Genomic DNA, 26,826 nt, shown 5'->3' with positions numbered 1-26,826 from the left:
AATGCAGCAGATATCGGATAAGGCCACAAGCGCCATACGGGAAATATTCGGCACTGACAAGGCGCTGATTGGCATGATCCATTGCCCGCCTTTCCCGGGGGCTCCACGCTACCGCAGCGCGGCAATGGATGTGATCTATGACGCCTGCATGCGCGATGCGGAGGCGCTTGTCAAAGGCGGCATCCACGGATTGATCGTCGAAAATCATGGCGACATCCCCTTTGCCAAGCCGGAGGATATTGGCCACGAGACCGCAGCCTTCATGTCGGTTGTGACGGACCGCATCTCTCGTGCCGTCGGGGTACCGCTCGGCATCAATGTGCTTGCCAATGCGCCGATCCCCGCTTTCGCGATCGCGGCAGCCGGTGGGGCGCGCTTCATCCGTGTCAACCAATGGGCCAACGCCTATGTCGCCAATGAAGGCTTCATGGAAGGCCGTGCAGCCGAGGCCATGCGCTATCGCTCGGCTCTGCGTGCGGAACATATCAAGGTGTTTGCCGACAGCCATGTCAAGCATGGCGCACACGCCATCACCGCCGACCGGACGATCGACGAACTGACCCGTGACCTGGCGTTCTTCGATGCCGATGTGGTGATCGCCACCGGCCAGCGAACGGGCAACAGCGCGACAATGGAGGAGATAGAGGAAATCGGTGCTGCGACCCATCTTCCATTGCTCGTCGGCTCGGGCGTGACCAAGGATAATATCGTCGAGATCCTCAAGCGCACCAACGGCGTCATCGTCGCCTCGTCGCTGAAGGAGGAAGGCGTCTGGTGGAACCCTGTCGAGCCGGCTCGTGTCGCAGCCTTCGTCGAAGCCGCAAAACCCGGTCTGGAGTCGTGACGATCATGGTATCTCTCTCCGAACAGATGCTCGACGAGAACCGCGACGTCTTCGAAGCCATGGTGCACCACCGCTTCGTCGAAGACATCAAGGCTGAGCGCCTCCCGAAGGATGCCTTCGAACGATATCTCGTCTTCGAGGGTGCCTTCGTCGATACGGCGATTGGGATATTCTCCTATGCCACTGCAAAGGCCGGGACCATCGAGCAGAAGCGCTGGCTGATCGGCGTGCTGGACGCGCTTGCAAACCAGCAGATCGCCTATTTTGAGAAGACCTTCGCAGCCCGCGCCATCGATCCCGCTCGCTATGATACCGGCCGGGCTGATGTTGCTGCCTTCCGCGAGGGAATGCTGGCAATTGCCCGTGACGGCGGCTTTCTCGACACGATTGCCGCCATGTTTGCCGCCGAATGGATGTACTGGACCTGGTCGACCGAGGCCGACCGGACTGATATCAGCGATCCGCTTCTCAAGGCATGGGTCAAGCTTCATGCCGAACCGGAGTTCGAAGCGCAGGCGCGCTGGTTGAAGGCAGTGCTGGACGAGGCTGGTGAGACGATGGATCCTGCCGAGCGCAAGCGATTGAGCGCCATTTTCGGCCGTGCCCAACGCCTTGAGATCGATTTCCACGAAGCAGCCTATTCCTGAGAGCCTGCGCAATGACCGGCAATCCCGAGATCAATGGAGAACGCCTGCTGGAACGCCTGGACCGGTTTGCCGGGATCGGCGCGACCGCGGGCGGCGGTGTCAATCGTCAGGCCCTGACGGAACTGGACCGAAAAGCCCGGTTGCTGCTGGCAGAGTTGGCAGAGGCGCGCGGTTTCGGTGTCTTCCAGGATCCCGCCGCCAATCTCTTCATCCGCCGGCCGGGCAGGGACGGGGAGGCGCCGCCGCTCCTGATCGGCAGCCATCTCGACAGCCAGCCGTCCGGAGGCCGCTATGACGGTGCGCTCGGGACACTGTCGGCCTTCGAGGTCCTTGAAAGTCTTGAGGATGCGGGCGTTGAAACCCAAAGGCCGATCGAAGTGGTTGCCTGGACGAACGAGGAGGGAAGTCGCTTCGCACCAGGCTGTATGGGATCCTCGGCATTCTCGGCTGGCGAAATTCCGCTTGCCTGGTCCGATCTGGCCGCAACCGACGGCGCACGGTTTGGCGACGAGCTGAAGGCAACCATTGCCAGTCTTCCGCAGGCCGCGATCCGCGATCTCGGCTTTCCTGCTTACGCATATCTCGAACTGCACATAGAGCAGGGGCCGTCTCTCGAGAAAGAGGACATCCCCATTGGCATCGTCGCCGGCATCCAGGGAACGCGGTGGCTGGAAGTGACCGTGTCGGGCCAGACCGCCCATGCCGGGACCACTGCGCTCAACTATCGTCGGGATCCGCTTCGCGCGATGATCGCGGCCCTCAACGGGCTTTACGCCAGTATCATGCCTCAGGACGAGCGTGCCCGATTTACCGTCGGACGTATCGCCGTAGAACCCGGTGCCATCAATGCCATCCCGCAGACGGCGCGATGCACCATCGACATCCGTCATCCGGATTCATTGGAGATCGATCGTTTGAGCGCGACCATCGAGCAAGTCTTCAGCGACGGCGCGGGGGCGGAACATTGTCAGGTCGCAATCAGGCAAACCTTCGATATGCCTCCGGCCAACTTTCCTCGAACGGTGCTGGAAGCATTGGACCGCGCCGCGATAAAAGGCGGGCTGGCAACCAGGAAAATGCTGTCAGGTGCCTTCCACGACGCATTGTTCGTCAACCGGGTCGCACCCGCGGCAATGATCTTCGTGCCTTGTCGCGATGGCCTCAGCCATAATGAAGCCGAATATACCGCACCTGATCATGTTGTCTCCGGGGCACGCATGCTGCTGCTGTCGACAATCGAAATTCTGGAAGCCGCGCTTTGAAGCCTATGGCTCGGAATTGATGATCGTAAGTGCTGTATCGAGGGATGGCCCGTCGCGAAGATCGCTGCGCTCGTGAGCCGTGCCCGCGGATATTTGTAGTGCTCAGTGATGCCCGAAGATTATTCGCCCCGGGGAAACCGCTGGTTCTCCTCGAGCACATTCAGATCCATATGATTGCGCATGTAGCGCTCGGCGGCTTTCTGCAGAGGTTGATAGTCCCAGGGGTAGTAGGCTCCTTCGCGCAATGCCGGATAGACGACCCAGCGCCGTGCCTGGCTTTCTCGAACTGCCGCGTCAAACGCTGCAAGGTTCCAGCGAAGCTTTGCCTGATCGAGAAGCGTGGCAAGCGTATTCGCATGGGCCGGATCTCCGGCCAGATTGATGAGCTCGCGGGGATCGGCCTGAAGGTCAAACAGCAGCGGCGGATCCTTCTCACAGACTGTCAGCTTGAAGCGCCCGGAGCGAATGCCCACCAGCGGCGCGATCGATCCTTCGGCCGCATATTCCATCAAAACCGGACTGCGGGTTTTCGTGCCATTCACCAGCTGTGCTAGGTCCTCGCCATCCGTCCAATTGGCGATTGCCGAAATATCGAGGCCGGCGAGGCCGGCAAGCGTCGGCGTGACATCGAGAGTGGAGACCGGCTGATCGACCAGGGCGGGCTGCCAATCCGGTGCCGATATCATCAGCGGCACGCGTGCGGAACCGTCGAAGAAGCACATCTTGAACCATAGGCCGCGCTCCCCCAACATGTCGCCGTGGTCGGATGCAAACAGGATGACAGTGTCGTCCTGCATCCGTGTGCGCTCCAGCACGTCGAGGATCTCTCCGATCTTCTCGTCGACATAGGAGATATTCGCAAAGTAGCCTCGCCTCGCCCTGCGGATCTGTTCGGCAGTGATATCGAAGGCCTTGTAGTCGCAGGCCTCGAGCAGGCGCTTCGAATGCGCGTCCATCTCGTCAAAGGGCAGTGGTGGAACCGTCGGGTCAAGTGCCGGGCAGTCCTCGTAGAGATCCCAGAATTTGCGCCTGGCGACATAGGGATCGTGCGGATGGGTGAAGCTGACGGTCAGGCACCAGGGACGCTCGTCTTGACGGCGCGAGAGATCGTAGAGCTTTCGAGTGGCATTGTAGGCGACTTCGTCATCATACTCGAGCTGGTTGGTGATCTCAGCGACCCCCGCGCCCGTCACGGATCCGAGATTGTGATACCACCAGTCGATCCGTTCGCCAGGCTTGCGGTAATCGGGCGTCCAGCCGAAATCTGCCGGATAGATATCCGTCGTCAGGCGCTCCTCGAAGCCGTGCAATTGGTCGGGCCCGACGAAATGCATCTTGCCCGACAGGCTGGTGTGATAGCCGGCGGCCCGGAGATGGTGCGCATAGGTCGGAATGTCGGAGGCAAATTCGGCTGCATTGTCGTAGACGCGCGTTCGGCTCGGCAACTGGCCCGACATGAAGGAGGCGCGCGCCGGCGCGCAGAGGGGGCTTGCCGTGTAGCTGTTGGCAAAACGGACCGAACGGGCCGCGAGTGCCTTGAGATGCGGCGCATGCAGGAAATCGGCCGGCCCGTCCGGAAACAGCGTGCCGTTCAGTTGGTCGACCATGATGATGAGAATATTGGGACGGGCCATTGTATATCGACGCTGCTCACATTCAGGGGCTTGTGGGGGAAGGGGTCTACGGATGCGTCAGCCACCAGTTCGCCTGACGGAACCGGCTGTCGCCGGCGGGTACCGGTCTCGATCGGCGAGCGCCGATCAGGTACATTATCCTCTTCAGAAGCGGCACTGTTCGTCGCATGAGTGATCCTCTCGGCGGCGTGGGTCGCAGTTGTCATTTCACGATAACCAACTTGATGATTGCACACTATCGCCTTGCCGACATCCGGTGTTCCGGGTGCTCGCGCCTGCCTGTTTCACAGGGGGCGAACTTGCCGGCGACACCAGGAGTCGCAGCAAGACAGGCGTCGTGGCCGAGCGCGTGCATGATGCAATATCGGCTAGCTGGCTGCCGCCTGACAGCATCTTGCGAGCATGCGGAAGGATCTTCATGTCGATCGACCGACCGATGCCCACCGAAGAGAGCATTCTGGAATTCCTTGATGTCTGCGAAGGCTTTTATCCACCGGACGCAGTCGAGGCATCGATCGAGCAGCAACGTCAATGGTATGACGCACTCTGCGCGCGATTTGACCACGCACTGCCGCAGGGGATGGTCTATGCAGATGGCATGGTGCTGCGGATACCGATCCGCCGGTATCGTCCGCGAACAATAACCACATCAACCGTTCTCCTCTATCTTCACGGCGGAGGTTTTGTTGTCGGCTCGCTCGAAAGCCATCACTCGATCTGCGCTGAAATCGCCGATTTCGCCGGCGCCGAACTTGTTTCCGTCGACTACCGGCTGGCGCCCGAATACCGCTGGCCGGCGCAGAGCGAGGATTGTTTCCTCGTCCTGAAGCATCTGCTGTCGTCCACCGGTAGCAAGGTCGTCATCATCGGCGATAGTGCCGGTGCCAACCTGGCGGCAGGGCTCGCCATCAGGGCGCTGGGGGAGGCCTTACCGGGTATCGCCGGTCAGGTTCTCGTCTATCCGGCGCTGGGCGGCGACCTGCAGAAGGGCTCCTATGTTGAAATGGCAAATGCACCGGGCCTGAGCACGGCCGATGTCGCCTACTATCGCAGCGTTCTGCAGGCACCGCTGCGCCATCCTGTCGCCGCGCCGCTTCACGCGGTATCGGTCGAAGGGCTTGCACCTGCCTTCATCACGGTTGCGCGGTTCGATCCGTTGCGAGACGACGGACCAGCCTACGCTGCCCGGCTTGCGGAGGCTGGTGTGGAAGTCTGGTTCCGGGAGGAGCCGCAGATGGTGCATGCGTGGCTGCGCGCGCGCCACATGAGCGAGGGTGCGCGGGCAGGCTTCAAGGCGGTATGCGAGGCGGTGCGGCTCTTCGCTTCGCGCTGATGGCTACATCAGATCGCGGGCGATTGCAGTCTCGCCAAAATCCTTCTCGAAGATTTTTATCCCGCCCTCATCGGCAATGACCGTGGCGGCGATGATCCAGTGCGTTGCCGTGCAGGCGATCGATGCGGTCGCAACCGTCGTCACGGACCAGCCGGGACGCTGCATGTCGCAGGTCCAGGTAGATTGACCTGTCATCGAAAGCGGGTCATCCGGCGAAATCGACCATGTCTCATCCCGCAGCTGACGCGTGCTGAGCCCGGTGTCGGGATGCTCGAAAAGCCCGGTATCCTCGTAAATACGGTATTCGGTTCGATTGGCGGAAAGCTCCCTGATGACCTGCCTTCTGGTCTTAGCCGGCGCATGCTCGATATATTTCGGCAGCGGATCGGGATTATCCGGCTCTTTCACGGCGATGAGGTGGTGATCGGCAAGTATGGGCAGGGCGAGTTCGATCGAGGCCGTATCGATGACGAGGCCGGAATCCGTCGGCGGCGGCAGGATCATCGGCCAATAGGCCGTCGAAAGTGAAAGGCGTATGCGATGGCCGGCGCGAAAGCGATAGCCGCAGGCATCGAGCATCAGGCGCACCGTCGTCTGCTCTCCGCTCTTCATGGGCTTGGGCTCGGCGTTGCCATCACGATGAGCAAGATTGAGGACGCCGAAGGAAACGCGTGTGGCGGTGCCGTCCTCATGCACGTCGACGAGCCGCGCGCAGAGATTTGCGGTCTCTGCCTCGCAGCGTAGCGCCAGCGTAACAATAGGCTGGCCGAGATAGTCATGATCTTCGACAAGTGGCGGGGTCTCGAATATGAGCGAACCGGCATCGTCCCCGCGCTGGTCGATGGCCATTTCAGCATCCGGTTTCAGCGTGAAATATTCCCCCGATGCCGTGCCGGTATCGAGGGGCGAGCGCACATAGACCTCTTGCGCTGATGTCTGGGGCTCGGCCGCTCCTTCCTCGAGCCGGCTGGACGATCCGACATGGAAAAACTGCATTGCCGGTTCGCGCCATGCGTCCATGGCGACCCAAAAACCGGGATCGGCATCGCGGCGCGGGGCAGGGCGCATGGCGTCGAGAATATAGGCGCGAAGCTGGGGCGTATTTTCCGCACCATTCTCTTCGCCGCGCAGCCAGCGGTTCCACCAGGCGATCGCTTCGCCATGGAAATCGGCGCGCGGCTTTGGAAAGGCGAAATGCGGATATTTGTGAACCCAGGGGCCAATCAGCGCCTTAGCCTCTGTGCCAAGCCCGGCGATCGCCTTCAGCGGTGTGTTGCGATAGCCGTCCGCCCAGCCGGCAATCACCATCGCAGGGATCTCGACGCGTGCAAAATCCTCGCAGATCGAACCATGTTCCCAGAAGGTGTCGCGTCGCTGGTGGACAAGCCATTCCTCCATGAAGAACGGTTCGTTTTCCAGCCGCTCCAGCCACATATCCTTCCAGCGATCGCCGGTGATAGCGGGATCGGGCGGGCGAGACTGGTAGCCGAGCATCGTCGCGGCCCAGGAGAGCTGGGCGGAAAGGTGACAGCCGTTCTTATAGTGGATGTCGTCATTGTAGCGGTCGACGGTCGAGGCGATCGAGATAACGGCCCTCAATGCCGGCGGACGCAAGGCCGCGACCTGCAGGCTGTTGAAGCCGCCCCAGGAAATGCCCATCATGCCCACCGAGCCATTGCACCAGGGCTGGTCGGCGATCCAGGCGATCAGTTCGCAGGCATTGGCAAGCTCGAGTTCGGTATATTCGCCGTCGATCACCCCGTCGGATTCGCCCGAGCCGCGGATATCGACACGCACACCCGCAATGCCGGCGGCGGCAAAGACCGGATAGGTCGATTCGTCACGCAGGCTCGTTCCATCGCGCTTGCGGTAGGGCAGTAATTCGAAGACGGCCGGCACCGGATCGGCATCCGTACCATCAGGCATCCAGATCCGCGCGGCAAGTCGCGTTCCGTCGGCGAGCGTGATCCACTGGTTTTCGATCGTCGTGAAGGAGCGTTGGCTCATGGTTTTCCCTGGAAGCAATCATTGAGCCGGCCAAGAGCGGCCGGCCGATTTGACGTTCAGTTGCCGGCGCTTTCCATCCGCCGGGTGGTCAACACCTTTTCCAGCCAGCCGATCTCCATCTCCGGGACGGATTTCAGGAGCAGGTCGGTATAGTCGTCGAAGGGCGGAGAGAGCGCCTTCGATTTCGGGCCGAAGCGCACGAGCCTGCCGCGATGCATGACCGCGACGCTGTCGGCAATGGCCCTGACGATGGCGATGTCATGGGTGATGAAGATGTAGGAGAGCTTTTCCTCTTCCTGCAGGCGCAGCAGCAGCTTCAGGATGCCTTCAGCCACCAGAGGATCGAGAGCCGAGGTTGGCTCGTCGCAGAGGATGAGTTCCGGTTTTGCGGCGAGCGCACGCGCAATCGCCACACGCTGTTTCTGGCCGCCCGAGAGCTCTGCCGGGTAGCGGTTCAGGAAGCCGTTACCCATCTCGATCTGGTCGAGCAATTCCTTCACACGGTCGGTCTTTAAGGCTCCCCTGAGGCCGTAATAGAAGGTGAGCGGCCGGCCGATGATGTCGCGCACGGTCTGACGCGGGTTCATTGCCGTGTCGGCCATCTGGTAGATGAGCTGGATGCGGCGGAGATCGTCGCGTGGCCTGCGTCGGACGTCGGGCGTCAATGGTTTGCCGGCAAAAGAGATCGACCCGGCGCTGGGTGACAAGAGCCCAGTGACGACGCGGGCGAGCGTCGATTTTCCCGAGCCCGATTCACCGACGATCGCCAATGTCTGTCCCTTCGGCACATGCAGACTGACATCGTTCAGGACCTTGAAGCCGTTGGAATATTCTGCACTGACGTTTTCGATCTTCAGCAGCGCATCGGACTGGTCGACAGCCTCGTCCCTGAGCGTCTGCCGGACGTTGACGAGCGCGCGGGTATAGTCCTCCCGTGGCTCTTCGATGATCTGCCGTACACTGCCGTATTCCACTGTCTTTCCATGGCGCAGCACCATGATGTCGTCGGAGATCTGGGCGACGACGGCGAGATCATGAGTGATGTAAAGGGCCGCCGTATGGGTTGCTTCGATCGCATGCTTGATTGCAGCGAGCACGTCGATCTGGGTGGTGACGTCAAGTGCCGTCGTCGGTTCGTCGAAGACGATCAGTTCGGGGTTAGAGCAGAGCGCCATGGCCGTCATGGCACGCTGCAGCTGGCCGCCCGAGACCTGGTGCGGGAAACGCTCGCCGAAACTTTCGGGATGGGGAAGGCCAAGCACCTGAAACAGGTAGAGCGCTCTGTTCTTCGCCTCCTGTTTGTTCATGAGCCCGTGTTTGACGGAAGCCTCGATCACCTGGTCGCCGAGTCGGTGGGCGGGATTGAAGGCTGCCGCGGCCGACTGTGCGACGTAGCAGACGCGGGCGCCGCGGATCTGTCTAATGCCATTCTTGCCAAGGGCAAGGATATTGTCGCCGTCGAGCCGCACCTCTCCGCCGGTGATCTCGGCACCGCCTCGGCCATAGGCAAGTGCCGATAATCCGATCGTCGACTTGCCGGCCCCGGATTCACCGATCAGCCCGAGTACCCGGCCTTTCTGCAAATCAAAGGAAACGCCGTCGACGATGGTTACTCGCTTCGGCGCTTCACCCGGCGGATAGCTGGTGGCTTCGATCTTGAGATTGCGGACGGAAAGAAGATCAGGCATCGCCACGCCCTCCCTTGAGGCTCGATGTTCGTTTCAAAAGCCAGTCGACAACGAGGTTGACGCAGACTGCGAGGATGGCGATCGCGCTACCCGGCACGAGCGCTGCCGAAATGCCGAAAATGATCCCGTCCTTGTTGTCCTTGACCATGCCGCCCCAGTCAGCCGATGGCGGCTGGATGCCGAGGCCGAGAAAGGACAATGTCGAGAGGAACAGGATCGAGAAGGCAAACCGCAGGCCGAATTCGGCAAGCAGCGGGGTCAGCGTGTTCGGCAGGATCTCCCTGAAGATGATCCAGAGTTTTCCTTCGCCGCGAAGTTTGGCCGCCTCGACGAATTCCATGACGGCGACATCGAGTGCCACGGCGCGGCCGAGACGATAGACGCGGGTGGAATCGAGGATCGCCATGACGAGGATCAGCACGATGATGTTCTGTGGCAGGACGGCCAGTACCACGAGCGCGAAGATCAGCGTCGGGATCGACATCATCAGGTCGTTGAACCGCGAGAAGACCATGTCGATTAGCCCGCGCGAGACGGCTGCCGTAAAGCTCAGGATGACGCCGAGCGAAAAGGAGATGACGGTCGCTGCAAGCGCCACGAAAAGTGTCGTGCGCGCGCCGTAGATCAGCCGCGAGAGGATGTCGCGGCCGAGATTGTCGAGGCCGAAGACATATTGCGCGTCCGGCATCTGCCAGACGCTGCCGACGACCTGGGTCTCGCCGTATGGCGCGATCAGGGGCGCAAAGAACGCGAAGATGAAGGCGACGGCGATGCCGATCATGCCGATCCAGGCGGTGATGGGGATGTCTCTCAATCTCATCTTGGATGCCTCAGCCGGGGGTTGGCAATGATGGCGAGAATGTCGGCCAGCATGTTGAGGAAGATATAGACGGCGGCAAAGATCAGGCCGCAGGCCTGCACCACCGGCATGTCGCGCACCGTCACGGCATCGACCATGTACTGGCCCATGCCTGGATAGACGAAGACCACCTCGACGACGACCACTCCGACCACCAGATAGGCAAGGTTCAACGCCACGACGTTGATGATCGGCGCAAGCGCGTTCGGTGCGGCATGCTTGACGATCGAGCGAAACGCCGAAAGGCCCTTCAGCTCTGCCGTCTCCATATAGGCCGACGACATGACCGAGAGGATTGCGGCGCGCGTCATGCGCATCATGTGGGCAAGCACGACGAGTACGAGGGTCGCCGTCGGCAGGGCGATCGCCTTCAGGCGGTCGGCGAAGCCCATGCTCTCATAGACGGTTGCGGGAAAGGTGGCGACGCCGAACTTCACCGCGAAAAACATGATCAGCAGGTAGCCGATGAAGAACTCCGGCAACGAAATCGCAGCCAGCGAAATGATGTTGATGATCTTGTCGGGCAGGCGGCCCCGAAAATGCACCGAAACCATGCCGAGCCCGACGGCAAGCGGCACGGAGATCAGTGCGGCAAAGCCCGCCAGAAATAGTGAATTGCCGAGCCGCTTGCCGATCTGCTCGCTGACGGAGTTCTTGCTGGCCCAGGATGTGCCGAAATCGCCTTGCACGGCATTACCGAGCCACTCGACATATCGCGTCGTCACCGGCCGGTCGAGGCCGAGATCCTTGCGGATATTGGCAACCGCCTGCGGCGTTGCCGACTGGCCGAGATAAGTCGTGGCGAAATCGCCGGGGAGAGCTTCCAGGCCGCCGAAAATCAGGATTGAGACGGCAAAGAGCAGGATGATGCTGAGCACGAAGCGCTCGAGAACAAGGGCAAGCAGCGGAAAACGCTGCCGGAACCTGAGACCGGGCAGGATATTGCCGGAGGTCGGACTGGACATGGTGATGGCCTCGAGCTGAAACGTCAGGAGGACCGCGGGTTTTGTCCCACGGTCCCGGCTTCGGTGGAGATCGGACAGAAGACCGGCGTCAGGCCTCCAGCCAGACGCGGGTTGCGACGTAGCCGTTCGACATGTCGTTGCCGATGTCGTGGACGTAGCCCTTCACCTGCTTGGTGGAGGCGTTCACGAAGTCGTTGAACATCGGCAGGATGACGCCGCCTTCATCGCGGACCATCATCGCCATGGCGCGATAGAGCTCCTTGCGCTTGGCCTCGTCGAGTTCGGAACGGGCCTGAAGCAACAGCTTGTCGAAATCCGGACGCTTGAAGCGGGTGTCGTTCCAGTCCGCCGTCGACAGATAGGCGGTGGAGTACATCTGGTCCTGTGTCGGACGCCCGCCCCAATAGGAAGTCGAGAAGGGCTGGACGTTCCAGACGTTGGTCCAGTAGCCGTCGCCCGGCTCGCGCTTGACCTCTATCTCGATGCCGGCCTTCTTGCAGCTTTCCTGATAAAGGACGGCAGCGTCGACACCGCCGGGGAAAGCGACTTCGGAAGTGCGCAGCAGGACCGAGCCGCTATGACCTGATTTCTTGTAGTGGAAGGCCGCCTTGTCCGGATCATAGGTGCGCTGTTCGATGCCCTCGGGAAACAGCGCATAGGTGCTGTTGATCGGAAAGTCGTTGCCGACCTTGCCGTAACCGCCGAGGATCTTCTCCACCATGGTCTCGCGGTCCATGGCGTATTTGAGCGCCAGGCGCAGGTCGTTATTGTCGAACGGCGCCTTGTCGCAATGCATGATGAAGACATAGTGGCCGCGTCCGGCAGTCGAAAGGATCTCGACATTCGGAGCACGCTTCAGGAGGTTGACGGTCTTCGGATCGACACGGTTGATGTAGTGCACTTGGCCGGACGAAAGCGCGGCGATACGCGCCGTGGCGTCGTTCATGCCGATGATTTCGATGGAATCGACATAGCCGCGATCAGTGCGCCAGTCGTCCTTGTTCTTCTCAAAGGTGGCGCGCACGCCCGCCTCGAAGTTCGTCAACTTATAGGGCCCCGTGCCGATCGAGGCGAGCGGATCGTCCACACCACCATTCGGCTGAATGACCAGATGATAGTCGGTCAACAGCAACGGCATATCGGCGTTGCCTTCCGAAAGCGTCAGAACGAGGTTGCCGCCGTCCGCCTTGATTTCCTTGATCGAGCCGAGAACGCCGAGCGCTCCGGATTCCGACGCCTTGTCAGTATGACGCTTGAGTGTGGCGACCACGTCATCGATCGTCAGTTCCTTGCCATTGTGGAACTTGACGCCCTTGCGGATCTTGAAGGTCCAGGTTGCCGCATCTTGCGACGGTTCCCAGGATTCGGCGAGCGCCGGTACGGCGGCACCGGTGAGCGGATCGGATTCTACCAGCATGTCGCCCCAGCAGCGGCCGACGCAGAACATGAATTGCGAGAGAAATTTCGCCGGGTCCTTGGAGTCTGTTGCTGCCCCGCCCTCCAGGCCAAGCTTCAGATGACCGCCGCGCTTTGGTTCGGCGGCTTCGGCACTTTCGGTAAAGAGCTTGTCGGCAACGGCAAGTGTCAGGCCGGCTGCCATGGCGCGTCCCAGGAATTCGCGGCGGCTGAGGCCACCGGCGGTTACCCGGCTTGCGAGATATTTCGTGTAGTCGTTCATTCCCCTTCTCCTTCTTATGGTGCGTTGACTTCGATTTTTGGGCATGATTCCCGAACGGTTTCCTCTTCCGTTCGTGATGCCCGCACGCTTGCGGGAAGATGAGCGGTTGCCGCCGCCTTGTTACCGTCCTTTCCAGTCAGGGCTTCGTTTTTCGGCGAAAGCCCGTGCGCCTTCCAATTGGTCCTCGCTCGAATAAAGCCGGTCCACTGTAGCAAACTGCCGTTTGGTGATTTTGTTCATGGCAGTCTGGAAGGTGGAACCCTCCGATTCACGCACGATTTCCTTGATTGCCGCGTAGACGAGCGGCGGCCCGCTTTCGAGCAGGCGGGCGAGATCCCAGGCCCGCTCCATCAGCTTGTCTGCTGCCAGGATTTCGTTGACGAAACCCCAGCGATGCGCCTCCTGGACATCAAGCCAGCGGCCGGTCAAAAGCATACCCATGGCGATATGATAGGGGATGCGCTTCGGCAGCTTCACCGAGGCGGCATCGGCAACCGTGCCGGAGCGGATTTCCGGAAGAGCGAAGGTTGCATGTTCTGCTGCGAGGATCAGGTCGGCGGAGAGCGCGATCTCCAGCCCGCCTCCGCAACAGATGCCGTTGACCGCACAGATGACAGGCTTGTTGAGATCGCGCAGCTCCTGCAGCCCGCCGAAACCGCCGACACCATAATCTCCGTCGACCGCGTCGCCTGCCGCGGCGGCCTTCAGGTCCCATCCGGCACAGAAGAATTTCTCGCCTGCGCCGGAGATGATCGCCACCCGCAGCGATGGATCGTCACGGAAATCACGGAATATCAGTCCCATGGTGCGGCTGGTGGTAAGGTCGATGGCGTTCGCCTTCGGCCGGTCGATGATGACTTCCAGCACTGCGCCGACCTGTCGGGTGCGAATGGGGTTGCTCAACCTATGCTACCTCCTCCGCCGGATCAGGGCATCGACTGCGGCCACGCCGTGACCTTCGGGAAGAACCATCAACGGATTAATGTCCAGTTCCTCCAGCCGTGCCGCGTTCATTACGACATAATCTGCCGCCCGCGCGACAGCCGTCACGGTCGCTTCGAGATCTCCCTTCGGGCGCCCGCGATATCCCTCGATCAGTTTTGCGATCTTCAGGCGCGAAATTGCCTCGGAAATTTCTGATCTCGTCGTCGGCAACGGCAAAATAACGGAATCCTCCAGCAATTCGACGAAAATTCCGCCGGCGCCGAGCGTTAGCGATAATCCGAAGACCGGGTCGCGGGAAGCGCCGACGATCAGCTCGGCGACAGGCCGGTCGATCATCTTCTCGACCAGAAAACCGTCTGTCGCAGCCATCTTTGATGCGGCATCCGATACGGCCTTGGCATCCTTCAGGTTGAGTGCGACGGCGCCTGCTTCGGTCTTGTGCGCGACGCCAAGAGCTTTCAGGACAACAGGAAAGCCGAGCCGCTCAGCACAATCCGCCGCCTGAAGCGGTGAGCCTGCAACCCTGCCTTTGGGGGTCCGTAGGCCGGCGAGATCGAGTTCGGTCTTCGCATCGGCCTCCGTCAGCGTTTCGATTGCGCCTTCGACGGACGCCACATCGAGAAGCGGCAGGGAAGGCGGTTTTCGCCAGGCATGGCCGATGCCGGCTGCGACTTCCGCGGCAATCAGGGTTTCATCAATACCGCAGAAGGGAACGACGCCTTCGGCGATCAGTCGGTCGGCGACAGCCTCCGGCATGTTTTCGGGCAGCGTCGCCAGGATCCCGGCAAGCGCGCCTGTCGCAGATGCCGCAGCGGTGACCGCGTCGGCCGTCGTCACCCAGTCTGCCGCCTCGCATCGGTCGGCGCGGGGAAAATCGAGGACGACGAGATTGAGGTCGTAGCCACCTTCGAACATGGCGGTGAAAGCCTCTGTCTGACGCGCACGATCGCCCCACACGAACGTGTGGTAATCGAGCGGATTGGAGAGCGTCACCATGTCGCCGAGGATGCCTCTCTGGCGCGGCAGTTGCTCTGGTTCGAGATCTCGGAACGTGACAGCGCGTCCGATCGCAGCATCCGACATCAGCGAGGCTTCGCCACCCGAGCAGCTCATCGAGGAGATTGAGGCACCTTGCAGCGGGCCTGCGACATGCACGAGTTTCAGCGTTTCAAGCAGCGCCGGCAGCGTTTCGACGCGGCCGAGGCCGAGGCGGGCAAGCACTGCATCGGCCACCGCATCGCCGCCGGCAAGGGATGCGGTATGAGAGAGCGTTGCCTGTCTCGCTTGTTCGGACTTGCCGACTTTCAAAACAACAACGGGCTTTTTCGTCTGGCGGGCTGTGGCGGCAAGGCGCTCGAGCGCGGCTTTGTCTCCAAAGCCTTCGACGTGCAGGCCAAGCGCCGTCACGCGCGGGTCGGCAAGCAGGCCGCAGGCGAGGTCGCAGAGCGAGGTTTGCGCCTGGTTGCCCGACGTCACGACATAGGCGATCGGCAGGCCGCGTGTCTGCATGGTCAGGTTGAGCGCTATATTCGACGATTGGGTCAGGATCGCTACGCCGCGTTCGACGCGCGTCATGCCATGCTGATCGGGCCAGAGAAGCGCGCCGTCGAGGCCGTTGATGAAGCCGTAGCAGTTTGGTCCGAGGATCGGCATGTCACCTGCGGCGCCAACCAATGCCTGTTGCAGGTCGCTGCCATCGGCAAGCTCCGCCACGGCCTCGCTGAAGCCCGAGGCATAACAGACCGCACCGCCGGCACCCGCTGCCGACAGGCTGCGCACGATTTCGATGGTCGATATCCTGTTGACCCCGACGAAAGCCGCGTCGGGCGGCGACGGCAGGTCGGAAACGCTTCTGTAGCAACGCCGTCCGAGGACCTCGTCGAGCGTCAGGTGAACGGGCCAGAGCTCGCCCGCAAACCCCATCCGGTCGCACTGCTCGATCACCCGACGCGCTTCGCGGCCGCCGAAGACGGCGATCGTTTGCGGTCTGAACAGGCGGTCGAGCGCGCGTGATGTCATCGGCTACGCTCCCAGAGGCCGCAGAAGATCGCGGCTGATGATGTGGCGCTGGATCTCCGACGTGCCGTCCCAGATACGTTCGACGCGCGCATCCCGCCAGAAGCGGGAAAGCGGCAGATCGTCCATCAGGCCAATGCCGCCATAGATCTGGATCGCCTCATCCGTGACGCGGGCAAGCATTTCGGAGGCGTAAAGCTTGGCCGAAGCGATTTCGCGATCGGAAGATAGACCTGCATCCAGCCGCCATGCCGCCGAAAGCGTCAGCCAATCGGCTGCGTCGATCTCGGTGATCATGTCGGCAAGCTTGAAGGAAACGCCCTGGTTGGCGCCGATTGGCCTGCCGAACTGCTTGCGCTCGGCGGCATAGGACAAGGCCATGTCGAAGACGCGCCGCGCCCGGCCGACGCAGGTGGCAGCGACAGTGAGCCGCGTGCCGTAGAGCCATTGGTTGGCAAGTTCGAAACCGCGATGCACCTCGCCCAGCACTTGGCAGGCCGGAATGCGACAATCGGCAAAGCTTAAGGTGCAATTGTGATAACCGCGATGGGAGACGGAATCGTAACCCTTGAGGATTTCGAAGCCTGGCGTGCCGCGATCGACCAGAAACGCGGTGATCTTCTTCTTGAGACCTCTCGGCGTTTCCTCCTCGCCGGTCGCGGCAAAGACGATGATGAAATCGGCGACATCGGCATGCGAGATGAAGTGCTTGGTGCCATTGAGCACGAAATCGCTGCCGTTGCTGCGAGCGGTGCATTTCATGCCGCGCATGTCGGAACCGGCATCGGGCTCGGTGATCGCCAGCGCGTCGATCTTTTCTCCGCGGACGGCAGGAAGCAAATACCGTTCACGCTGCTCGCCCTCGCAGGCCATCAGGATGCCGGAGGGACGGCCGAAAAAGACCGTCAGGGCCATGGAGCCCCGGCCGAGTTCCCGCTCGACAAGCGTGAAGGTGACATGATCGAGGCCGGCGCCGCCCGCCTCTTCGGGGAAATTGCAGGCGTAGAAGCCGAGGTCGATGCATTTGCGCCGGATCTCAGCTGCTAGATCCGGTGGGACGAAACCCGTGCGCTCGACTTCGTTCTCATGCGGATAGATTTCGGTTTCGACGAAGCCGCGGACCGTCTTGACGATCATTTCCTGTTCTTCGCCGAGGCCGAAATCCATGTCGATCTCCCTATCGTTTCTGGCTGACATGGCGGCCAACCCCATCGGGGGGAGGCAGCTTTGCATGGGCCGCGGCGATCAGATTTGCCTTGTCGAGGACTGCGACTGGCGCCGGTGTCGCCTTGCCGGCTTCGGTATCGACATGCAGCAACATCTGCTCGGCAGTGGCGAGCACCGCACCGCTCTCCGTGTCGTGGATCGTGTGGAAGAGGTGCAGCCGCTTCTCGTCAATTGCGAGGATCTGGCAGGTCGAATGGATCGCCTGCCCGAGCTTGGCCTCGCCAAGATGGCGGATATGGGTTTCGACCGTATAGTAGCTCTGCCCGGCCTCGACATAGGCAAGATTGACTCCGATCAGCCGGAGAAGCGCGTCGGACGTATCGCCGAAAACCTGCAGGTAGCGATGCTCCGTCATATGGCCGTTATAGTCGACCCAGGCGGGGCTCACCTTGGTCTCGACGAGCTTGAGGGGGCCAGAACGATCGGCAGTAGTGGTTTTCCCGCCGCCTGCTGCCCACAGGGACCGTTCGAAATCCTTCAGCAGTTGGCCGGCGCCCCAGCCCTTGCCATCGTTTCCGGCCTTCAGCGCCTGCAGGATGCCGACGAGATTTTCGTCGCGGATGCGCTCAAGTGCACGGATCGAAAGGCCGGCGGCCTGTTCGTCCGACTGTTTTCCGATCTTTTCAATCAGCGTATCGTCGAGGTCGACGACGTCGGTCAGTTTCGTCCAGGGCCAGGCAAGGCAGGGTCCGAACTGAGCGAGGAAATGGCGCATTCCGGCCTCGCCGCCGGCAATGCGATAGGTCTGGAACAGGCCCATCTGGGCCCAGCGCAACCCGAAGGAATAGCGGATGACGTCGTCGAGCGTCTCGACGGTGCAGATATCGTCATGGATAAGCCAGAGCGCCTCGCGCCAGAGCGCTTCGAGCAGCCGGTCGCCGACGAAGGCCTCGATCTCCTTGGCGATATGAACGCCCTTCATGCCGATTGGAGCGAGCCGCTCCATCGCTGCCTCGATGGTCGCTTTCGAGGTCTTCTCGCCGCCGACGATTTCGACCAGTGGCAGCAGGTAGACGGGGTTGTAGGGATGGGCGACGAAGAGGCGCTCGGGATGTTTCATGTCGCGCTGCAGATCGCTCGGCAGCAGGCCTGATGTGGACGAGCCGATCAGCGCGTCCGGTCGTGCCGCAGCATCGATTTCCGTCAATACGCGGCGCTTGAGGTCGAGCCGTTCCGGTACGCTTTCCTGGATCCAATCCGCACCGGAGACAGCCTCTTGCAGCGACGTTTCAAAGGTAAGCCGGCCGCGCGGCGGCAGCGGTGCGCTAGTCAGCATGGCATAGGCTTTTTCCGCATTGGAAAGGACCTCGCCGACGATGCGGCTTGCTTCCGGATGAGGATCGAAGACGCTGACATCGATGCCGGCAAGCAGAAAACGTGCAATCCATCCGCCGCCGATGACGCCGCCGCCGATACAGGCCGCTTTGGTAATCCCTGTCATGTCGTCCTCAGCGCTTCGTCAGATTGAGTTTCTTGCGGACGTCCTCAGGACCGATGATCCTGGCACCCATGCCTTCAACCACCTGCACGGCCTTTTCGACGAGTTGCGCATTGGTGGCGAGAGCGCCCTTGCCGATATAGAGATTGTCCTCCAGGCCAACGCGGACATTGCCGCCCGCCAGAACCGCTGCAGCCGGATAGGCCATGGCGTTGCGACCGATCGAAAAGGCCGAGAAGGTCCAGCTATCGGGCACGTTGTTGACCATGGCCATGAAGGTGTTGAGATCGTCAGGGGCACCCCAGGGAATGCCCATGCAGAGCTGGATCAGCACCGGATCTTCGATCAGGCCTTCTTCGGCGAGCTGCTTTGCAAACCACAGATGGCCGGTATCGAAGGCCTCGATCTCGGGGCGCACGCCGAGATCAGTCATTTTCTTCGCCATTGCCCGCAGCATGGCGGGCGTGTTGGTCATGACGTAATCGCCGAGATTGAAGTTCATCGTGCCGCAGTCGAGCGTGCAGATTTCCGGCAGGCATTCGGCGACATGGCTGACGCGCTCGGTTGCCCCTGCCATATCCGTTCCCGACGCCTTCAGGGGAAGGGGGCTTTCGACATCGCCGAAAATCAGATCTCCGCCCATGCCGGCCGTCAGGTTCAGCACCACGTCGACGTCGGCCGAACGGATGCGGTCGGTGACCTCCCTGTAGAGGTCGTTGCGGCGGCTTGCGGCACCGGTATCCGGATCGCGGACATGACAGTGAACGACTGCCGCCCCAGCCTTGGCGGCGTCGATCGCGGAATCCGCGATCTGCTTGGGAGTAATGGGAACGTGGCTGGATTTCGAAACCGTATCGCCGGCACCGGTGACGGCGCACGTGATGAAAACATCGCGGTTCATCGCAAGAGGCATGTTTGTTGTTCTCCCTCGTCTTGAGGGCATTACGCGCCAGGATGGGAGAGGATGCTTTGCATTTTCGGAATCGATCGATACATTATCGGAACACCAAGGAGGGGAGTTTGCTGGAGCGATCGACCGAACGGCTCGACATCGATCTTCTTGTCCTGCCGGACACCAATCTCATCCTCATTGCCTCCGTCATCGAACCGCTGCGCGGGGCAAACCGCATTTCCGGCAGCGAGCTCTACCGCTGGCGCATCTTCACGCCAGATGGGGAAGCTGTGCCGACAACCAGCCACATTGCCATACCGACGCAGGGAACGTTCCAGACCACGGCATCGGATACACCGCTCTTCGTGCTGGCGAGCTACAACTGGCGGCAAAGCGCGACAGCGGGCCTAAAAATGCAGCTATCGCAGGCGGCACGCCACCGGACCATAATCGCCGGCATCGAATCCGGCACCTGGCTGCTCGCGGAAGCCTGCCTGCTCGATGGCTTGTCGGCAACCGTGCATTGGGAGGATTACGAGGATTTCGCGCTCGCCTATCCGCAGGTGTCGGCCGTCAAGGACCGGTTCGTAATCGACGGCAAGCGGCTGACGACATCAGGCTCGTTGCCGACCGTGGACCTGATGCTGGAGATCATCCGGCGGCGCCAGAGCTATTCGCTGGCGCTTGAGGTCAGCCGGCTGTTCCGCTACGAGCAGCCATCCTTTCATGCCGACGACGCGCTGTCGGCAGGCTTGCGCGTGGATGATCCGCGGGTGGCCCACGCCGTGCGGCTTATGGAGGACAATATCGAGCAGCCGATCGTGCTGGCGCGCCTTGCCCGCAGGGTCGGGATCAGCGCCCGACACCTGCAGGATCTCTTCCAGGCCTCGATCGGTGCGCCCCCTCATATCCACTATCTTGCCCTGAGATTGAACGCGGCGCGGCGCAAGGTGATAGAGACGACGGCGTCCTTCGCCGACATTGCCGCCGCAACCGGCTTCAATTCGGCCTCAGCTTTCGCGCGAAGCTATCGGGCAAGCTATTCCGAAAGCCCCTCGGAAACGCGGCGTCGGCTGCGGCGTCCGGTCAGGCCATCGGAGGTCCGGCCATAGGCTGGAAGGCATCGCGTACCATCTCGGCCAGCTCGCGAACCGCTTCGCTGGACCGAAAGGTATTGCGACGAAGCACGACCCTTGAGGAATCGACCGGCGGGAAGCCGTCCTCGGTCGTCAGCTCCCGGCAGCCGGCCGGGATGTTGCTGCGCGACAGCGTGGTGACGGCAAGACCGGCAGTCACGGCGTTCTTCAGTCCGGAGCTGGTATCGGCAATGAAGGCGACCCGGTAGTTGCGACCGAGCTGGTGCAGCGACTTCAATGCAAACTCGCGACACCAGCTCGAGTCTCTGTAGGTTGCGATCGGCAGCGGGTCGATGTCGTGCAGCCGGTGGACGATCGAGGTCACCCAGACGGTCGGATCGATGCAGAGCACCTCGCCACTCATCTGATCGCTCCAGTCGAAGACGACGGCGAGATCGAGTTCGTCGCGTTCCAGGGCGGCGATGTTGCGGACAGTATAGTCGCAGGAGATGGTAACCTCGACAGCCGGATGACGCACGGCGAAGGCCGCAAGTGCTGCGGGCAGCACGGTCTGGCTATATTCCTCGGGAATGCCGATGCGAACCGGTCCGCCAAGCGGTTTGCTGCGGATTGTCGCCGCGGCCTCACTCAGGAGATCGATGACGCGGCGGGCATAGGGGACGAGCTGGACGCCCTGACGTGTCAGCACCACCCCTCGGGCGCCGCGTTCGAACAGTGCTTCGCCGATCGTGTCTTCCAGCTTCTTGATCGCCGCGCTGATCGCAGATTGCGTTCTGCCGACGCGCTGTGCGGCCGCAGAGAAATTGGTGGTCTCGACGACAACGAGGAAGGTCCGGAGAAGATCACTCTCAATGGGCTCGCGCATGGACAGCCATAGAAAAAATCGATGACATCCATCTCTACTATTCGTTTGTCTGATGTCAATTGCGGGTGCAGAAAGGAGGTGCGTTCGACTTTCCTCCTTCGAGACTAACTTGCGTGACCATTGACCATCCGGCCAGGCGCCTCGGTGCCGGCGAGCGCGAGAAGGGCATCCTTCTCGTCATCGCGGCGACACTTGCCTGGAGTGCCAGCGGGGTCTACTCGCGGCTCCTGACGACAGACGTCTGGACAGCGATCGCCTGGCGCTCGCTGTTCGGCGGGTTGTTCCTGCTGATCCCCTGCCTGTTCCTCGAAGGCGGGATATCACGAAAGCAATGGCGTTCGGTCCTGCATCCGTCCGGCCTGGCAATGATTGTCTGCCAGACAGTCAGCCAGGGCTGCTTCATCGGCGCGCTCTATATGACCAGCGTCGCGAATGTGACGATGATCTATTCGACCGCACCCTTTATCGCCGCTCTGTTCGGATGGATCATCCTGAAAGAGGGTGTCGGAAGGCGCACGCTGATTGCCGGGGGCATTTCTCTTCTGGGTGTTGTGGTCATCGTCGCCTCGTCGATCGGCGGTGGCACCGGGGTCGGCGACCTGCTGGCGCTTGGCATGACGGTTTCCTTCGCGCTCGTCATCATCATCCCGCGCATCAATCCTGAAGTGCCGAGCCTGCCGCCGACTGTTGTCAGCGCCTTCCTCACACTCGTCATCTTCGCTCCATTCGGCTCGGTCGGCTCCCTTGATCTTCACAATTGGATCGTGCTTGCTGCTTTCGGTGCTACCAATTTTTCGCTGGCGCTTGTGCTCTTCCTGGCCGGGGCCAGGCGAATGCCGCCGGCCGAAGCTGCGTTGATCGGGACGATGGAGATCGTGCTGACCCCGTTCTGGGTCTGGCTTCTGTTCTCCGAGCAACCGCCAGTCGCCACCTTCTTCGGCGGCGCCATCATCTTCGCAGCCGTTCTCTGGCATACCGCCGTCGACCTCAGCCGCAGCCGGCGGACGCATCCCGGCTAGAAAGCGACGCCGATCGGATCGTCATTTCAGGCGGCATGGGTCAGAATAGCGCTTCGATTGCCACTCCCACCCAAGCAACGAGTGCGGACATGTTCTCCAAAGACCCCCTGCTGCAGCCGTTTCGGCTCAAGCACCTGACGCTGAAAAACCGCGTCATGTCGACCGCTCACGAGCCGGCTTATTCGGAAAACGGCATGCCGACGGATCGCTATCGGCTCTATCACAGGGAAAAGGCGAGAGGGGGCATCGCATTGACCATGACGGCGGGATCGGCGGTCGTCTCGCCTGACTCCCCGCCGTCCTTCGGCAATCTCCACGCCTATCGCGACGAGATCGTGCCCTGGTTGAAGAGACTTGCCGACGACTGTCACGAGTTCGGCGCGGCGGTCATGATCCAACTCACCCATCTCGGTCGCCGTACAAGCTGGAACAAGGGCGACTGGCTGCCCGTTCTGGCGGCCTCGCCGATCCGCGAGCCGGCGCACCGCGCCTTCCCGAAAGAGGTGGAAGACTGGGACATCGAGCGTATCGTGGCCGATTACGCAAGCGCCGCGCAGCGCATGCAGGAAGCCGGCCTCGATGGTATCGAGATCGAAGCTTACGGCCATCTGCTCGATGGTTTCTGGTCGCCGGCAACCAACCGGCGTGAAGATGAATTCGGCGGATCGCTCGACAACCGCATGCGTTTTTCTGTCATGGTCACGCAGGCGGTGCGCGAAGCCGTCGGGCCGGATTTCATCGTCGGCATGCGCCTTGTCGCCGACGAGGACTGGGAGAAGGGACTATCGCGGCAGGAAGGCATAGAGATCGCTTCACGATTTGCCCGGTCCGGCGATATCGATTTCCTCAATATCATTCGCGGTCATATCGACAGCGATGTCGCGCTCAACAAGGTCATCCCGATCCAGGGCATGGCATCTGCCCCGCATCTCGATTTTGCCGGCGAAGTGAGGGCGATAACCAAGTTCCCCGTCTTCCACGCCGCGCGCATCGGTGACGTAGCAACCGCCCGTCATGCGATCGCCGAGGGTAAGCTCGACATGGTCGGCATGACGCGCGCCCATATCGCCGACCCGCATATAGTGCGAAAGATCGAGAGCGGCGAGGAGGCACGCATCCGGCCCTGCGTCGGCGCTACCTACTGTCTCGACCGGATCTATGAAGGCGGGGAGGCACTCTGTATCCACAATGCCGCGACCGGTCGTGAAGGGGAAATCCCGCACGAGATCCCCAAGGCGGAGATCCGCCGCAAGGCCGTCGTGGTCGGTGCGGGGCCGGCCGGCCTCGAGGCCGCTCGCGTGCTTGCGGAGCGTGGTCATCAGGTGGATGTTCTGGAAGCGACGGGAAAGGCCGGCGGACAGGTCAATCTGCTCATCCGAAATCCCCGGCGCAAGGAGATGGTAGGCATTATCGACTGGCGGCTGGCGGAACTCGAGCGGCTGGGTGTTCGCATGCACTATGACGTCTACGCCGAGGCAGGTGATATCCTTGCTCTTGAACCCAATCTCGTTGTCATCGCGACCGGTGGCATTGCGCAGCAGCCAGAACTCGATGCAGGCGACGAGCTGGTGACTTCTTCCTGGGAAATCCTCGCCGGCGGCGCCAGGATCGCCGACACGGTACTGCTCTTCGATGACAATGGCGGACATCCGGGAATGTCGGCGGCTGAGGTGATTGCCAGAAGCGGTGCCGAACTCGAGCTCGTCTCCCCCGAACGCTTCTTCGCGCCTGATATGGGCGGCATGAATCATGTGCCTTATGCCCGTGCCTTCGCCGAACGCAACGTCAGGGTTACCATCAACACGCGGCTCAAATCCGTTCGCCGCGACGGCAATGCCCTTGTCGCCATGCTCGGATCGGATTTCGCGGACGGCGTAGAGTGGGAGCGGCGTGTCTCTCAGGTCGTTGTCGAACATGGCACGCTTGCCAATGACGGGCTCTATCTCGCACTGAAGCCGATTTCACGAAATGTTGGTGCCGTGGATTATTCCGCCCTGATCAATCGTCGGCCACCGCTGCCACAACGCAATAGCGAGGGGCATTTTGACCTCGTGCGTATCGGCGACGCGGTTTCCAGCCGCAACATCCATGCGGCCGTCTACGATGCTCTGAGGTTATGTTCGTTGTTTTAAGCTCCTAACCGTGGGCCTGGCTTTTGTGAGTCTACCTGGCCTCAAGGTTTGCGCTGCTGCCTGTTCTTCTTCCTCGTTCCCTTCGCCTTGCAGGGCGTGCCTGGTCATACGAGCATGCTGGCACCCGGGATCGTAGACGGCACCGGTGCCGCCGAAGCGCCAGGCGGCCTGATCGGCGCCGGCCGCATCGTCACCCAGCTTCTCGTCGTGCTGATGATCATGGCGCTTTTCCTCGCCATCATGACAGCGATGGACCGAGCGATCAGGGCATGCATCATGTTGGCGTGATCTGTCCCCTATCTGTCCGCAATCGGCATTTCGCAGTATGCTCCTCTCGATAGAATGTCTTCATGCCCATCCTTGGAGATAACCAAATGTCCGCAGATACCGTACTCCTAGTCATCGACGCCCAGGAATCCTTCCGTCATCGACCCTATTTTCGTGAAGATGAGGTCGGGCTTTATATCGCGTCCCAGCAAGCGCTGATCGATGGCGCGAAAAGGGCCGCTCTTCCGGTCGTCCAGATATTTCACGTCGAGGAGGCAGGCGTTTTCTCTGAAGGTTCGGGCTTCGTCCGCCCGCTGGCGCCGCTTCAGATTGAGGCGGATGCGGTGTTTCGCAAGCGCCGCCACAGCGCGCTTGTCGGCAGTGGCCTGGACGTCTGGCTGACTGAAAACCATATCCGGCGCGTCATTGTCTCCGGCATCCGCACCGAGCAGTGCTGTGAGACGACGGCAAGGCACGCCTCCGATCTCGGTTACGAGGTCGACTATGTCGGCGAGGCGACATTGACCTTTCCGATGACCGATAGGTCGGGTCGCGAATGGAGTGCCGCCGAGATCAGGGCGCGCACGGAGTTGGTCCTTGCCGATCGTTTTGCCCGTATCGTTACTGTAGAGCAGGTGCTCAACGGACTTTCAGCACGAGCGGCCGCGTAATGGTGGATGGCCCCCGGCGCATCATCCCGGTTTTCGTGGTCGTGCCGCCGCGGGCGCTCCTGCTCGATATCGCAGGTCCGATGGAAGTCTTGCGCAGAGCCAACCTCGAGCAGGGATCGACAGAGTTCGTGCCGAGCTACATCGGACCTGCCGCTGAGGTGCGAAGTTCGACCGGCCTCGACCTCGCCAAGATTTCTCCGCTTCCGGTACGTTTGCCCGACGACGCGCTTCTTATTGTTTCCGGTGCGGTGGATGAACCGCTTGCCGGATCGGTCGAAAGCGGACCGGGAGATGCGGCCCTTGAGGCAGAGATCGTTGAATGGCTAAGGGGGACCGTTCGGCCTGGCATCCGCCTCGCGACGATCTGTTCGGGTGCCTTGCTTGCGGCGCGGGCGGGACTGCTCGAGGGCTATGAATGCACGACCCACCATTCCATGCTCCAGGAACTCGTCCGACTTGCTCCGACCGCCCGCGTCCGCGAGAACCGGCTCTATGTCGAGGATGGTGAGCGGCTGACCAGTGCGGGCGTCACCGCGGGGATCGATCTCATGCTTGCGGTGGTCGCAAAAGAGGTCGGTCATGCTGTGTCGCTTGCCGTAGCACGCACTCTGGTCATCTATCTCCGGCGGGCTGGCGGTGATCCTCAGTTGTCGCCGTGGCTGGAAGGGCGAAATCATCTCCATCCGGCAATCCACAGAGCCCAGGATGCCGTCGGCGCCGACCCCTCGCAAAACTGGTCCGTTGAGACGCTCGCCAAGATCGCCGCGACGAGCCCGCGCAATTTGTCACGGCTTTTCAACGAGCACACCGGCATGAGTGTGACCGACTATGTCAACCGCATGCGAATTGTGCTCGCAAGAGAACTCATCACCGGCTCGAGGCTCGATATGGAAAACGTCGCTGAACGCATCGGCTTTTCGTCAGCTCGCCAGTTTCGACGGGCCTGGAGACGACTTCATGATACGCCGCCGGGCCACGTTCGAGCGCCGACCAGAAGCTGACAGGCTTGATCAAACCCTAACGGGGGCTGTCGCCTGGTGAGCAAAAAAAGAGGCCGCGAGCGTAGGGCCGGGCCTTTAGGTGTGAAGGTCAAAAAACCTCCAGAGGGGAACAGCTGACGTAGCGGGCCGGGAGGAATGGACCGCCGTGGATCGCCAACTGTCGCGATGATGACCGAAGGTCGTTTTTCATGCGAAGTATATGGCACTCAAAACGAGGCGCTCTTTGACAAATTCTACCGCAGGCGCTCCTGGAGTCCTGCAATCAGCCGGCGAATATTGAAAGACATTGTCGGCGAGTGGCTGCCGCTGCGCATCGAGAATGACGGTTGGGCTCTTGGC

General features: G+C 61.4%; 21 protein-coding genes and 1 pseudogene. 10 read left to right on the top strand and 12 right to left on the bottom strand.

From position 1 onward, the window contains the following. Position 1: 1 nt before the first annotated feature. The 3 genes from LVY75_06495 to LVY75_06485 are packed head-to-tail and all read left to right on the top strand — an operon-like array spanning position 2 to position 2,753. Positions 2 to 844 (top strand): BtpA/SgcQ family protein, encoded by an 843-nt coding sequence (locus LVY75_06495; GenBank protein XAZ19795.1) that lies wholly within the window; start codon positions 2 to 4, stop codon positions 842 to 844. A gap of 5 nt (positions 845 to 849) precedes the next feature. Next, positions 850 to 1,491, top strand: coding sequence for a TenA family protein (locus tag LVY75_06490; protein ID XAZ19794.1), 642 nt, complete (start codon positions 850 to 852; stop codon positions 1,489 to 1,491). Between the two features lie 11 nt (positions 1,492 to 1,502). Beyond that, on the top strand, positions 1,503 to 2,753 hold the full coding sequence (locus tag LVY75_06485) for a Zn-dependent hydrolase (GenBank protein ID XAZ19793.1): 1,251 nt from the start codon (positions 1,503 to 1,505) through the stop codon (positions 2,751 to 2,753). 119 nt (positions 2,754 to 2,872) lie between these two features. Here LVY75_06485 and betC read toward each other — a convergent pair whose 3' ends face one another. After that, positions 2,873 to 4,387, bottom strand: a complete 1,515-nt coding sequence (gene betC / locus LVY75_06480) for a choline-sulfatase (protein ID XAZ19792.1) — start codon at positions 4,385 to 4,387, stop codon at positions 2,873 to 2,875. 418 nt (positions 4,388 to 4,805) lie between these two features. On the opposite strand from betC, the gene LVY75_06475 reads away from it, so the two are divergent. Beyond that, on the top strand, positions 4,806 to 5,720 hold the full coding sequence (locus LVY75_06475) for an alpha/beta hydrolase (protein XAZ19791.1): 915 nt from the start codon (positions 4,806 to 4,808) through the stop codon (positions 5,718 to 5,720). Between the two features lie 3 nt (positions 5,721 to 5,723). On the opposite strand, the gene LVY75_06470 is transcribed toward LVY75_06475, so the two are convergent. The 10 genes from LVY75_06470 to LVY75_06425 form a co-directional block, all read right to left on the bottom strand. After that, complete coding sequence (locus tag LVY75_06470; protein XAZ19790.1) at positions 5,724 to 7,727, bottom strand: CocE/NonD family hydrolase; 2,004 nt, start codon at positions 7,725 to 7,727, stop codon at positions 5,724 to 5,726. 56 nt (positions 7,728 to 7,783) lie between these two features. Further along, positions 7,784 to 9,415, bottom strand: a complete 1,632-nt coding sequence (locus tag LVY75_06465) for an ABC transporter ATP-binding protein (protein XAZ19789.1) — start codon at positions 9,413 to 9,415, stop codon at positions 7,784 to 7,786. After that, entirely contained in the window at positions 9,408 to 10,235 is an 828-nt protein-coding gene (locus LVY75_06460) for an ABC transporter permease (GenBank protein XAZ19788.1), read from the bottom strand. Before LVY75_06460 ends, LVY75_06465 begins: the two co-directional genes overlap by 8 nt. Further along, positions 10,232 to 11,239: an ABC transporter permease gene (locus tag LVY75_06455; GenBank protein ID XAZ19787.1), complete on the bottom strand. Its 1,008-nt coding sequence runs from the start codon at positions 11,237 to 11,239 to the stop codon at positions 10,232 to 10,234. Before LVY75_06455 ends, LVY75_06460 begins: the two co-directional genes overlap by 4 nt. Before the next feature lie 88 nt (positions 11,240 to 11,327). Continuing rightward, positions 11,328 to 12,917, bottom strand: a complete 1,590-nt coding sequence (locus LVY75_06450) for an ABC transporter substrate-binding protein (GenBank protein XAZ19786.1) — start codon at positions 12,915 to 12,917, stop codon at positions 11,328 to 11,330. Between the two features lie 120 nt (positions 12,918 to 13,037). Continuing rightward, entirely contained in the window at positions 13,038 to 13,820 is a 783-nt protein-coding gene (caiD, locus tag LVY75_06445) for a crotonobetainyl-CoA hydratase (protein XAZ19785.1), read from the bottom strand. A 6-nt stretch (positions 13,821 to 13,826) separates the two neighbouring features. Beyond that, a complete protein-coding gene (locus LVY75_06440) occupies positions 13,827 to 15,881 on the bottom strand; it encodes an acetate--CoA ligase family protein (protein XAZ19784.1) in 2,055 nt (684 codons plus the stop codon). A gap of 3 nt (positions 15,882 to 15,884) precedes the next feature. After that, entirely contained in the window at positions 15,885 to 17,045 is a 1,161-nt protein-coding gene (locus LVY75_06435; protein XAZ21342.1) for an acyl-CoA dehydrogenase family protein, read from the bottom strand. Positions 17,046 to 17,055: 10 nt separating this feature from the next. Then, complete coding sequence (locus LVY75_06430; protein XAZ19783.1) at positions 17,056 to 18,546, bottom strand: carnitine 3-dehydrogenase; 1,491 nt, start codon at positions 18,544 to 18,546, stop codon at positions 17,056 to 17,058. A 7-nt stretch (positions 18,547 to 18,553) separates the two neighbouring features. Then, positions 18,554 to 19,456 (bottom strand): 3-keto-5-aminohexanoate cleavage protein, encoded by a 903-nt coding sequence (locus tag LVY75_06425; GenBank protein ID XAZ19782.1) that lies wholly within the window; start codon positions 19,454 to 19,456, stop codon positions 18,554 to 18,556. A gap of 41 nt (positions 19,457 to 19,497) precedes the next feature. Here LVY75_06425 and LVY75_06420 point away from each other — a divergent pair, with 41 nt between their 5' ends. Beyond that, positions 19,498 to 20,547, top strand: a complete 1,050-nt coding sequence (locus LVY75_06420) for a GlxA family transcriptional regulator (GenBank protein ID XAZ21341.1) — start codon at positions 19,498 to 19,500, stop codon at positions 20,545 to 20,547. On the opposite strand, the gene LVY75_06415 is transcribed toward LVY75_06420, so the two are convergent. Continuing rightward, complete coding sequence (locus LVY75_06415; GenBank protein ID XAZ19781.1) at positions 20,522 to 21,397, bottom strand: LysR family transcriptional regulator; 876 nt, start codon at positions 21,395 to 21,397, stop codon at positions 20,522 to 20,524. The two genes, LVY75_06420 and LVY75_06415, sit on opposite strands and share 26 nt — an antisense overlap. Positions 21,398 to 21,510: 113 nt before the next feature. Between LVY75_06415 and LVY75_06410 the strand changes: the two genes are divergently transcribed. The 5 genes and pseudogenes from LVY75_06410 (at position 21,511) to LVY75_06390 (ending at position 26,487) form a co-directional block, all read left to right on the top strand. Further along, entirely contained in the window at positions 21,511 to 22,416 is a 906-nt protein-coding gene (locus tag LVY75_06410) for a DMT family transporter (protein ID XAZ19780.1), read from the top strand. Between the two features lie 89 nt (positions 22,417 to 22,505). Next, positions 22,506 to 24,548, top strand: a complete 2,043-nt coding sequence (locus LVY75_06405; GenBank protein ID XAZ19779.1) for an FAD-dependent oxidoreductase — start codon at positions 22,506 to 22,508, stop codon at positions 24,546 to 24,548. A 27-nt stretch (positions 24,549 to 24,575) separates the two neighbouring features. Then, positions 24,576 to 24,800 (top strand): annotated as a pseudogene (locus LVY75_06400) (amino acid permease). 122 nt (positions 24,801 to 24,922) lie between these two features. Next, entirely contained in the window at positions 24,923 to 25,486 is a 564-nt protein-coding gene (locus LVY75_06395; GenBank protein ID XAZ19778.1) for an isochorismatase family protein, read from the top strand. Beyond that, positions 25,486 to 26,487 (top strand): helix-turn-helix domain-containing protein, encoded by a 1,002-nt coding sequence (locus LVY75_06390; protein XAZ19777.1) that lies wholly within the window; start codon positions 25,486 to 25,488, stop codon positions 26,485 to 26,487. The genes LVY75_06395 and LVY75_06390 overlap by 1 nt, the downstream gene beginning before the upstream one ends. Positions 26,488 to 26,826: the final 339 nt, after the last annotated feature.

Source organism: Sinorhizobium sp. B11 (genome assembly GCA_039725955.1).
GTDB lineage: Bacteria > Pseudomonadota > Alphaproteobacteria > Rhizobiales > Rhizobiaceae > Rhizobium.
This window is presented reverse-complemented; position numbering and strand designations above follow the sequence as displayed.